Origin of the sequence: Pleomorphochaeta sp. DL1XJH-081 (assembly GCF_049310885.1) — a bacterium.
Lineage (GTDB): Bacteria > Spirochaetota > Spirochaetia > Sphaerochaetales > Sphaerochaetaceae > CAYZJV01.
Genome location: NZ_JBMDYO010000006.1, coordinates 20,513 through 32,723, shown reverse-complemented (window position 1 = coordinate 32,723; position 12,211 = coordinate 20,513). Strand labels below are relative to the sequence as shown.

Annotated in this window: 8 protein-coding genes; 4 read left to right on the top strand and 4 right to left on the bottom strand. The window is 45.6% G+C overall.

Annotated elements, in window-relative coordinates:
- Window positions 1–27: 27 nt before the first annotated feature.
- From ACODJP_RS10465 to ACODJP_RS10455, 3 genes are read left to right on the top strand one after another with little or no spacing between them, the layout of a single operon-like run.
- Complete coding sequence (locus ACODJP_RS10465) at window positions 28–1,014, top strand: dihydroorotate dehydrogenase-like protein (protein ID WP_422481241.1); 987 nt, start codon at window positions 28–30, stop codon at window positions 1,012–1,014.
- 2 nt (window positions 1,015–1,016) lie between these two features.
- Window positions 1,017–2,153, top strand: coding sequence for a 1-acyl-sn-glycerol-3-phosphate acyltransferase (locus ACODJP_RS10460; protein WP_422481239.1), 1,137 nt, complete (start codon window positions 1,017–1,019; stop codon window positions 2,151–2,153).
- Window positions 2,154–2,156: 3 nt separating this feature from the next.
- On the top strand, window positions 2,157–2,879 hold the full coding sequence (locus tag ACODJP_RS10455; RefSeq protein WP_422481237.1) for a hypothetical protein: 723 nt from the start codon (window positions 2,157–2,159) through the stop codon (window positions 2,877–2,879).
- Here ACODJP_RS10455 and mutL read toward each other — a convergent pair.
- The 4 genes from mutL to ACODJP_RS10435 form a co-directional block, all read right to left on the bottom strand.
- Complete coding sequence (gene mutL, locus ACODJP_RS10450) at window positions 2,872–4,677, bottom strand: DNA mismatch repair endonuclease MutL (RefSeq protein ID WP_422481235.1); 1,806 nt, start codon at window positions 4,675–4,677, stop codon at window positions 2,872–2,874. The genes ACODJP_RS10455 and mutL overlap by 8 nt on opposite strands.
- Window positions 4,678–4,742: 65 nt before the next feature.
- Window positions 4,743–9,428: a hypothetical protein gene (locus ACODJP_RS10445; RefSeq protein ID WP_422481233.1), complete on the bottom strand. Its 4,686-nt coding sequence runs from the start codon at window positions 9,426–9,428 to the stop codon at window positions 4,743–4,745.
- 65 nt (window positions 9,429–9,493) lie between these two features.
- Entirely contained in the window at window positions 9,494–10,297 is an 804-nt protein-coding gene (locus ACODJP_RS10440; protein ID WP_422481231.1) for a tRNA lysidine(34) synthetase, read from the bottom strand.
- Window positions 10,287–11,705 carry an HD domain-containing protein gene (locus ACODJP_RS10435; protein WP_422481229.1) on the bottom strand — a complete coding sequence of 473 codons (1,419 nt, stop codon included), beginning with the start codon at window positions 11,703–11,705 and terminating at the stop codon, window positions 10,287–10,289. Before ACODJP_RS10435 ends, ACODJP_RS10440 begins: the two co-directional genes overlap by 11 nt.
- Between ACODJP_RS10435 and ACODJP_RS10430 the strand changes: the two genes are divergently transcribed.
- Window positions 11,677–12,135, top strand: coding sequence for a hypothetical protein (locus ACODJP_RS10430; protein ID WP_422481227.1), 459 nt, complete (start codon window positions 11,677–11,679; stop codon window positions 12,133–12,135). The genes ACODJP_RS10435 and ACODJP_RS10430 overlap by 29 nt on opposite strands.
- The last annotated feature ends 76 nt before the right edge of the window (window positions 12,136–12,211 follow it).

The following is a 12,211-nucleotide window of genomic DNA, read 5'->3' as shown; positions in this document are numbered from 1 at the left end:
GCTATGATGACTGACGGAGGTAGCGTTATGGAACGTTTGGCAACAACATATCTCGGATTGGAACTGAAAAACCCGATAATCGTGGGGAGTTCTCCCCTTACATCATCTTTGGATAAATTAAAGAAATGCGAAGACGCTGGTGCCGGTGCAGTAGTGCTGAAATCCATCTTCGAAGAGCAGATCGATAACGATGCAGCTAAAATGATTAGTCAGACGGAGGGCTTTGTGGCTCATACCGATGGCCAGGACTTCATTGAAGAGGTATCTAGGAACTATTATATCGATGCTTACCTTTCTCTCGTTGAGCAGGCAACAGCTGCTCTTGATATTCCTGTGATTGCAAGTGTCAATTGTAGATCTCAAGGTACTTGGCTGGATTATGTCGAGCGGTTTGCCGAGGTCGGAGCAGATGCCTTTGAACTGAATTATTATATTCTTCCCTCCGATTTCGGACGCTCAGCTTCAGATATCGAGGATGAATATTTCGCTGTAGTCCAGGCTGCTAGAGAGCGATTCAAGTTACCTCTATCTGTTAAGATCAGTTCACAATTCACCGCATTGGCTAATGTCGTTAAGAAGTTTGACAAAATGGGTGTGGATGGATTGGTCTTATTCAACAAATTCTATCGACCCGACATCGATATCGAAAAATTGACGACCAAATCATCAATTGGCTTGAGCACACCCAGCGACTATGCACAAGCCCTCCAGTGGACAGCTTTGCTTTCTGCATATCTCAATTGTGATATCTGTGCATCCACGGGAATACATTCAGGCGATACGTTGATCAAGATGTTGCTCTCAGGAGCAAAAGCAGTACAAGTATGTTCCGCAGTGATGAAGAACGGACACAAGGTCATAGACGAGATGAATGGATCCCTTTTGGCTTGGATGGATCGTCATGAAGCGAAAGATTTTGTCGATTTCAGAGGCAAGCTGGCCCATAAGCGAATGGAAGACCCCTCCCAGTGGGAGCGTGCCCAATACATGAAGTCGCTGAATGTGGAGTTCTAATCATGGATAAATCCAAATACAAGGACATCGCCCCCTATGAGGGACAAGATGTCCTTGATGCTGTCGCCAGAATCAAAGCCTATCCAAAATTCCTGAGCAATATGGCAGAAGTCTTGTATGCGGGCAATATTATAAAGACCAAATGGAAGAGTCACCAGATGAAGGAGATGATTCCGCCACTGTTGGATCAGGTACGATCCTATGATGATTTCCAACGATTAATAACTGCTGGTGTGTTCCTTCCTACCATAGAGCGTAATTCCATGACCTCTTTTACCTATAGTGGACAGGAAAACCTAGATGATAAGACCCCCTATCTGTTCATTAGCAACCATAGGGACATCGTTCTCGATTGTGCTCTGTTGGACTATGCTCTGCTGAAGACCGAACTACCCATCTGCGAGATGGCAATCGGAGACAATCTGCTGGTAAACCAGTTCACCACCGATATGTTCAAATTGAACGGTGGGGTTACGGTCAAACGGAATCTTCCGATCAGAGAACAATACCATGAATCATTGCGGTTATCCCGCTACTTTGTTGAACTGATTACAGAGGCTAAGAAATCGATATGGGTAGCTCAAAAGAGTGGTCGCTCTAAGGATGGTATAGACAAGACCAATCCAGCGATCATTAAAATGCTCTATCTCTCCTTTAAGTCGTCTGGGATCAGCTTCTCTGAATTGATAAAGAAATGTCATATCGTACCGGTTGCGATTTCCTACCAGTACGATCCAAATGATATCAACAAGGGAAGGGAAGAGGTCTCCAAGAAACTGAATGGAACCTATACGAAGAAGCGGTACGAGGATTTGATCAATATGCTTCGGGGTTTACGGCGGTTTAAGGGAGACGTCCATCTCCATTTCGGAAAACCGTTGACTGGTACTTATGAGAATGCCACCGAGGTAGCTCATGAAGTCGATAGACAAATCCATCTCGGCTACAAGTTGTGGGATACAAACTATTTGGCCTATGACCTCCTGCAGGGACCAACGAGATTTACCGAGAAGTACGAATCATTGAATACGAAAAAATTCCTTGATCGCTATAAAGGTCTTTCTGAAGATTTGCGTCGAATAATCTTGCGTTCCTATGCGAATCCAGTAGTCATGCAATTGGAAGCCTTGGGTTGGTAGACCATGGGTGAGCGGAGACAAGGTTTTGGGAATGTTCTCTTACCAATCGGGTTGTCAATCATCCTGGTAGTCTCCCTAGTTGCTTGTTCACGCGAAAATGCCACAATCTCTTCCTTCGATGTGAAACCCCTTGTGTGTGCTACCTTTGGTGCCGAAGTAGGACCTACACTATCGGAGGGAGTGGTAGTAACTATCCAATCAGATTCATTCGAGAAGGATGCGATTTATGAGGTGGCTGTCATTTCACCCGATTCAACCTATCGATGGGAACGTTCGGTCCAACCTTTTCCCGTAGGGGATCTTTTATATATTGGAATGAATGATCTGTTACTCCCTCCTGATCTCAAGTTGCAGCAGGGCGTATGGAATGTGGAAGTCTTTTCACAAGATGGAAGTAGACTCAGTGAGGAGTTTGATTTTGTCCGTCCACAAACAGCCATGACAAAGGCACATTTAGCTGTATCTATTGTCGATGGAATGCAATGGTTGGTTCTTGATGATGCTCCCCAGCTCCGAGGACTAGGAACAGAAGATAATCCCCAGTGGTTGTACCGTTTCTACGATTCAGACGGGAATCTCCTAACTGTTTTGGAATCGACAGGAGACCAGATTCTGAGCCCTTTGTTCGTGGATATGACCCTCCAGAAAAGGACCCATCTGATAACCGCTATGCGATATGATGTGGAAAGCGGTGTTTATCTCATGGTTCGACAGTTCTTTACATAATACGTCCAACGGATCGCCATAACTGGTCTTTCGTAATTTCTACAACAAAGGTACGTCCATGTGGACAGACTGGATTTTCCAACTGGAAGACTTTTTGGATCAATGATTCGGCTGTTGTTGCATCTATCGCATCACCATCTTTTATTGCTGCATGGCAAGCAATCGTTGCGTACAGTTTCTTTTCTAATTCAGTCACATCTCCAGCAGATTGTGAGCTGATAAAGGACACTACATCCCGTTCTATCGATTTCCAAAGTGCCGGGATAGAATGCAATTCCCAAGAGAGATCGCCGATTCTCCTCAAATCCAACCCATATTCGGCATACCAATGGTGATGGTTCTGAAGAAATTCATCAACGGTTCTATCGACTTCAAAATCCAAAGGTACCATGAGTTTTTGGATACCTCCATCTTTCCGTATCTGATCATAAAGGATCCTCTCATGAGCTGCATGTTGATCAATCAGATAGAGTGAATCGCCTTTTTGCACAATCAGAAAGAGCTCGAAGGCTTGGCCTAGATAGGTAAAAGTTGAATTCTCCTCCTTCCTTTCTAGCGGGTTAGAATCAGAATCCACTTGTTTTGATACATCGGCTTCCTTATGCCCAGAGAGAACTTTCCGTGCCCGCTCAAGCCAATCCTGAGAATGGGTTTGGCTTTGCTGATTACGCGATGGCTCCCCGATTTTCCCACGGGGACTCGATGTATGGTCGGTTGAAGGCATATAAGGGGGGGGATCAAAATTTGCAAACTGTGGTTGCTGCTCTGAAGCGGTATGATCGAAATGCAAGCGGGGGAGCGATTTTGCCATTTGTTGACGGATCATGACCACTACTTGATGATGGATCTCCGCCTTATTACGTAGTTTGACTTCACGTTTGGCAGGGTGGATATTGAAATCAACCAACTCAGGGTCCACAGTCACAAAGAGGTAACAGTAGGGGAAAGCTCCTCCTGGAAGCATTTCTCCATATCCGTAGGTGATCGCTTGGACTAAGGCATATTCCTCTACAGGCCGCTGGTTGATATAGATTTTTATGTGAGAACGGTCGGTCCGATAACTTGCAGGGGTAGATGCTACTGCATAGAGACTGAACCTACTGGCAGTATCCGATAGCTCAGTAGTCTCAGAATGGATCAGGTGTTTGTCATGTACCAGAGCGTCCAACACTCTCTGTTTTGGTGTGGTGGCAGGAAGATCCAGTTTCAGACGATCGCCATCATACATCCTGAAGGTAATTTCGGGAAAGGCGATTGCTTTCTCAATAATGGTATTTCGGCACATGTTCGACTCTGTAGAAGGTCTTTTGAGAAACAGTTTTCTTGCTGGAATAGCTCCGAAAAGATGTTCCACATCGATCTTAGTTCCCTGCTGGGGACCCCCAGGAATCACTTCATGTTCAATTCCATTATCTACTACAATGGTAGCCCCTTCACTTTTCGAAGTAGTGCTTGCGATTGTAACTCTAGCACTTGCCGCGATGCTGTACAGCGCTTCCCCTCGGAACCCCATCGTCTCTAAGGTGTACAGATCTTCCAAGGTTGTTACCTTACTTGTCGTATGGGACCGACAACAGAGGGGAAGATCATCGGCTTCTATACCAACTCCATCGTCTATAACAGTAATTCTCTCAATTCCACCATCTATGACTTGGACGGTTATCATCTTTGCTTTTGCATCGACAGCGTTGTCTATCAACTCCCGAACAACCGATGAAGGTCGCTCGATAACTTCTCCTGCTGCTATACGCTGAGCTACCAGAGGGTCCAATACATGAATCTTTTGTACCTTGTTCATACCGTATCCTAACAAAAAAGGTCGTCCCCCACTAGAGGGACGACCCTGAAAGATTTTGCACTGTTTTAGAACAGATTGATGTCAACACCGAGAGTGAGAGCTGGAGAAGTGACTGACTCGTTCTGTAGGTTCCAGCTTCCAACAGGGGTGATGAAACTGGCAAGTGAAGAGAGCGTCGCCTTGAAGGTCATCGGTCCCTGTGTCACTGCTATACCAGCACTGATGGCACTAGTTTCATCAAACAAGAATGTCCTTGCCCTACTGAGGAGGCTACCGCTAGAACCGGATAAGACATCTTCGATTCCACCTAAGAATCCCCGTTTACCATATGCTAGCTCCAGATCGAACCAGGATAGGTCTAAAGTACTGCTGACGGTAAATAGATCATTATCCGTATCAGCTTGGAAGTCTGCTGATAGCGGCATGAGGTAAGAGGCTCCTAGTGCAAACTTATCTTTCTGCCAATCCATTTCTGCAGTAATCGTGAAGCTTCTTGGATCGTTTGCTGGATTCTCTACATCAAGAGCAGTAACCAATGAATTCTGTTCTCTCAAATACAGGGAGTTGAACATACCGTAAGAGATTCCTCCCTCCTGCATAGCAAGATCAATTCCCATGCCAAATGCACCGGCTTGCATATCAAGACCACCTGTAAACAGATAATTGTTGAACTTACCCAAGAAGGTGGAAGCCGAGGAGTCGAAGAAGTTCTGTACGAATCCAGTTCCTGCCTTGTATCCGAGCATAGTCGTGAATGAACCTTGAGCATCGAAAGAAAGGTTCTCGCCATGTACGATGGGAAGGTTGAGATCGAAAGATGGGAGTAGGGCTATCTGCTTATCACTATCGGTAAGTTTGGCAGAGCCTATCGCCGATAAGCCAAATTCAGCACCATAGGATTTAAATGGAGCTATACCAAAACGGACACCACCAAGTTGGAGCTCAGTGATATCATTCATAAATACATCGATATCGAAGGATTCGGTATCCAATTTTGCTTGTAACGCCAATGGGGTGTCTAAGCTGGAATCGGTCCTTGTTGTCACCTGTTTGACCAGCGGTCCCATGGAAGTCGAGATGTCTCTTCCGATGGCAAGATGGAATGTATCATCCTCTTCTCCTATGTTCACGTGGTCGATAAGTGATAGTGAATCGGTCAGGCTGTCGTACAATTTTCCGACTGTTGACGGATAGTCCTTTCCAAATCCAAACGGTGAATCATCGTGTGCATAGAGTTCAATATCGGAGAAGTCGATCGAGATTTGAGGTCCAATTCCAATGGAGAACGAATCATCCTTTGTATAGCTTATGATAGGCTTGATCGTTAGATAATGAGTATCGGAAGTATCACTGACGAAATTCCTCGTATATGCTGTTGAGATGGTTCCAGAGAAATTCGATTCATCGTCGAATACCGCTCCACCGATGGTTGGATCGGTAGCTTCACTAATTGCTTGTTTGCCAATGGTAACAGATGCTCCCAAATTGACCCTTGGAGTGTACGATCCACCAGGATTGTCAGGATTGGAAGGTACCATTGATAGATCACCGAATATACCGAACAATCCATTTGTGTAACGGAGGGCTACGTAGGGTTGAGAATTACGTTCAAGACCTTCATTCTCTGATTTAACCATTTCTATTGCAGCTGACGTAAAATTACCTGAGGTGAAGAGATTATCTATTGCGCTAAGAAGTCCAACTCTTCTGAAGCCTACCGCGCCTTGGAAGTTAGCGCCTGTATAGGTAGCTTCAATTGCAAAACGATCACCAGTTGTTTGAGTTCCATCAATTTTTACGATCTTTGAGAAATCTTGATCGATCGGAAGATACCAAGATGTCGTAAATCCCAAGTGTTCTCCGCGATATCCAAGTTCGGAACCGATCGTATAATATACTCCGGCAGAACTATCGAGCATACGGCTTCCCGAATAGGTAGTCTGGTTGAAGGATCCAAGCGATAACAATCCATCTGAGCTGTTTTGCACAGCACCGACAAATCGTGCATCCCATTTCAATGTATGTAGATCCACACCTCCTGCGAAGAGGAAGTTCGGCAGTTTTCCTGAAATTCCGCTACCGGAAGCATTATAAACCGTATCGAAAGAGAATGGATTCATTTCAACCTTGGTTGCGGCTGTTGCAAAAGCATCGAAACGCAATCGTCTTTCATTCTTGATTTTCCAAGTCAGGTCTAAAGCTGGATATGCATCGATGTTTCTTCCTCTATCGGCCGTAAGCATTGAAGAGAGAGCAAGATTGAAGTTGGGGGAGATATCAAAGGAGAGCCGTCCTCCACCTGTCTGTGAATCACCATCCAGCCATTTGGTCAGATACAGGTCGTCGGCAAATAATTCTATACCGAATCTACCGATTTCTGCCGAACTGTAGAGGCCGAGATGCTCTTCAAACGGCCCTGTAGCGACTCCAAGGTTATCTACAAGGATCCGATTCCCAAAAGCTATAGGTGTTGAATCATCAGCAACCAAGTAGAATGGATACTCTTTCTCTCCATATTTCACATAGTCTAGGAAACGCATCGCAGAACTGAGTGTCGTTGCAATTCCTTCTCCATCGATTATATTGGAAATCGTGTAGGTCGATGGAGAGAACGGACTACCATCGGTAAGGAAAAATGCCTGCAATCCCAATTCGAACGAATTCCGGTGGTAGAATGGATTTATTGATACACCCATCTTAGGTGTAGCGCTATTGGTAAAACCATCACGAGAAAGGGTGAATCTGGTAGTGACTCCCCAATCCACAGTCTCTTCAGCCGTTGTTGGAGATCCCGAAACGATTCCCAACGGTTCTTTGATGGTCAGGGCTTCATCCCCTTTTTTCACATCTTCCACTGGCTCCGTTATAGCGGTTTCAACCGGTTCTTCTTCAACAGAGACTTCCACCGATGGCGCTTTTGGTACAATAGTCTTTTCCAATGCTGCAAAACGCGCTTCTTGACTTGTAATGTACTGTTGGACTTCCCGGTTAGCGGGTACCGACTCTATTCCGAATTGTGCTGCCAATGTACTTGCTGTAGGATTATTCACATCCTCAACCGTTATGCGATTAGCATAGAGTGATTTGACTTCGTCACCCAATACGTGTGCGGCAACTATTCCAACACTGGACAATTCTCCACCTGCATTGACGATAAGTGTATCTCCGACTGTACGTCCACCGGCAGGAGTGCTTGCTATTTCTCCGTCGATTATGAGGTCGATCCCTTCCAATGCATTGGCAATATCAGAGCTGGTGATTCCCGAATTTTCGGCGATATTGCCCAAAAGGACAACTAAATCTGCTTTCTCAACGACTTCATCCAACAGTGTTTGGGCCTGATCAATGATGGTATCATTTAGGTACACAACACCGTCAATGGTTCTAGGAGGTACACTGATACCAATTACGCCAACAGAGAATTCATCGAAATCGTAAATTTCATATGGCGTGAACAATGCATTCCCTGTCTCATCGAAGACATTGGCAGCCAAGATGTCGAGATCCGAATATTCAGAGGCTAATCTTGCTGCTTCCTGCAAACGGTCTAGACCAAAGGCATAATCGGCTGCTCCTGGTGCAATTGCATCATAGCCAAGCATATCCAATAGAACTGCCACCGGTTCTCCTTCGAATGCATCGACGATGGGAGTACCACTTACCGTATTACCAGCATCGAGTACTAGGTGCTTGTCGGAGACTGACCTTCCCCAATCCAACAGGGTAGCAAGCCGTGCATAGCCGATGCCTTCACCAGAAAGTTGTCCGCTTGCATCATTAGTATGGACAATGTAGAAGTCAAAAGCCTCTTGAGGTACTTCAGAGGGTTGTGCTGAAGTATCTGTCTGGCTTTCGCTGTCTGTGGTTATGGATACTTTGAGAGATAGCCCTTCACTCGGCGCATCGGTTACAACAATTTCCTTCGCTTGCAACTCTTTCTCTCCCTCAATGGTGAGAGGAACTGTTACCGTTGCCTCGATTGGAGTGTCTTTTGGAGTGATTTTGGAAGATTCGACGGTAGGTACGGCTACCTCTTTCTCCACTTCAGGTTCCTCTGGAATCTGGGGAACATCGAACAGTGGAGCTGGTGCCTTAAATGTAATGCCATCCTCGACGGACGCACTGGGAAGAGTCTTTATCGAACCTTTGTTAGGATTGATTGAGAGCGTGTCATATGTTTGTTGAGAAATCTGCTTTGTATGTAGGAAAGGATCCGCAAGATTCATATATGTGTAGGGTGGGACATCTGAGATCTGGCGTGTTATGGCATTCATGACCTCGATTTCTCCACCAAGTGAGAATATCAGTTCGGCATAATCGGAAGAGACAAACATCTCCCCAGGTCCTTCAAGTTTATAGATTCCTACAGGGGTGGAGACTTCGAATGTACCGGAGAATGGTTTGTCTACCAAAAAAGAAGCCGAGCCTGCTACCAGATAGTAAGAGGGACTATCTACACGGGCTGAACCTATCGTAAGTATCGATTCCCTCTGAAGAACTATCGTAGTGTATCTACCTTTGATAGTAACCGGCTCTTGGCCAGATAGGATAATCCACCCTTTCTTCAATTCTGCTGGAGGATCGGTTTGTGGGACAAACACTCCCTTGTCGTTGAACTGGAAATAGTCGGAATCCATGCCGCTTGCGATATACAGATATGGGTTTCCACTTTCTCCAATGCCAGTGTTCGCTGCCGAAACAGGGGCCGCGACCATAAAGATCGCCATCAGTGTCAATATCACTCTTTTCACGTATGTCATCCTCTTCACTTTCATGTTTATACATTACTCCAAAACATGATTGACCGCAACTGTGTTTACTCGCTGCGATCCTCAGAAACGCTATTTTTGCGTGGTATGCGATAAGAGAAGGCATGAGAGTTATAGATATGTTCACGGGCATCCCTGTCCAGAAGGACCAATTCCTTGACTATAGGCTTCAGTCTTGAGCGGATGTTTGTCTGGTCATAGGGGCAGACCGGTTTTACCGATGGTAGTTGGTATACTTCACTCAGTCGACGAGTAGTGTGTTCATGTACTTCAATCATGGGACGAATGATATGCAACTTTCCTTGGAAGAATTCTTGTATTGGCAGCATGGTTGAGAATTTTGCCCTACTGGTTAAATTCAGCAAAGTCGTCTCTACCAAATCGTCCAGATGGTGTCCCATCGCGATGAGTGGATATCCATGTTCTGCAGCATAGTTAAAGAGAATTCTCCTGCGGTTACGCGAACAAAGGTAACAATTGAATTCACCTTTGAAACTCTGGGGATATTGTTCTTCTTCGAGTATGGTCAAAGGGATCCCTAGGGATGCGAAATATTCATGTAATCGCTCTTGTGCCATGGTGCCGATCGGATGTTCCTTCCAATCAATCATGACCGCTTTCATGCTATATGAGACCGGTAACCATTTCAGTCTCAGTGATAGGGCTAGTGCCAATGCTAGGGAATCCTTTCCCCCAGAGACACTGAGGAGGACCGAATCATCGGCTTTTATCATTTCGTGTCTATTAATGGCTTTGCCGGTAAGTTTGATGAATCGCATCACCCAAGGTGGGATGTCCCCTGATATCAATTCTTTCCAATGGTGGATTTCTTCAGTTACGTCATGCTTCATAGTGTGTGATAAGTCCTATAAATATTTGATGAGCAAGGGATCTATCGATCCCTCCTGGAGTATATAGTTGGATTTTTCTAAGACTCGCAGTGAATGTTTTAACGACATCTCTGGTAAAGAGTTCATCCACTTGAGAGAAGGGAAGGACCGAACCATCTTCTCGGAGAATCGGGATATCAGATTCGAAGGAGACGTCCTCTGGGATGTCTATAATGATTTCATGGGGCTTGAGCGAGCGGTAGTGCTTACGTAAATCATTGAAGATAGCCATTTCCAGATTCTCCCTGAATTGCTTGTCTCCATAAAGTTTCTGGTGGAACAGAGTGTTTTGGAATGGGATGGCTGCTTGTTGGACTAAAAGACGGTTGTCCCTGACAGCGTTAAATAGTTCTCCGCTTGCTGTATCATGGTACGGCTGAAACAGTAAAGCAAAGGATTCGTCATCCTGTCCATAGAGCTCTTTTTCAGTCACCAAATCCTCTGCAAGAGCAAGTTGGACTGCTTTTTTGATCATTGCCGTTGCCCCTCGTGTCCCATGGTGCCAATAGACATTCCTATACATGGAATACTTTGCAAACAACAGGTGTTCGACCGATCCGATGGCTTCTATCGGCATACCAATCGGCAGTCCCTCTTTTACGATGCTGAGGTGTCTGATGATATACGAGGCATCTTGGATTCCGTAGGGGATTCCACAGAAAAGAGCGTCACGACTGAGATAGTCCAATTTGTCTGGATCAAGTGTCCCACTCAAGATTGTCCTGAGGAAACCAACCTCACTATCCTCTGAAGGACGGCTCGTATCAATTATCTTGCAAACCGTCTCTACCGATGTGCCAATCTGGTTTTCTATGATATCCCGTAGCTCATTGTCATTCTCTATGATAAGGGCACCAAGGGCTTCATGTTCTTTACTCACCATATCTTTCAACGCGTGTGCATAGGGAAAGTGACCCATATCATGTAACATCGCGCTGGTTAAGAGTGCGCGTATTCCCTCTTCAGAAATAGCGGGAGCAATAGTACCTTGACGGATCTGGTTCAGCAAAGAGAGTATGATGAGACGGGTTGCGTGGAAGACACCCAGACTATGGTCCAGTCGGGTATGCACTGCACCCGGATAGACCAAATAGGCTGGACCCAATTGCTTGATCCTATTCAATTTTTGCATGGATCGGCTGGTGAAGAGGCTCTTGAATCCCTTCGAGAGAGGAATATCGCGCCATAATGGATCACGGACCGTCTCATTGAAATCGGCGGTAAGGTGGGCTATTTGTCTGAGTGTAATATCGGTGATCATCGATGCCATCGTATAGAAACCATCGCCAGATGTCCAGCCACTATTTGACTTCCTCCTCGGTTTGGGTACATCATGGGATATGGTCGGTTTACAGAGGTCTATCTTCATCCTCTTTCTCATCGGATTATCCACTGTTTCTCTCGGTGGGGCTGCCACTGTCTATGAGGGTGTTCTTGGTCTCGATGGACAAGGAACCTTTCCTTTGGATTCACCAATAGGATACATGGAGGATCCTAGCCAACCTTCCCATCCTGCGATTTCATCTGCCTATATAGCGATGAATGACTTCTATCGTCCAGACTGGTTCAAACGATATGTCCATCCATCAGCGGTATTCGCATTGAATAAGCTACATGGGAAACGATTGTCACTTACCCTGCCAGCAACCATTGCTTTCGGAAAAGCCAAAGTCCATTCCGATCAGGTATTCCTACCGACGTTGATCTATCGGACTGGGGGAGAGTTCGAGGTTTGGGATTTATTTCTCACTCAGGATAGTGATGGGAACTGGCTTATACACTCGATCACGTTACCGTGATTTCCAAACGAAGCGAGGGCAGCGAGGCCACAACGTGGATCACATTTCCAAGCGAAGTGAGAGTAGCGGGGCCACA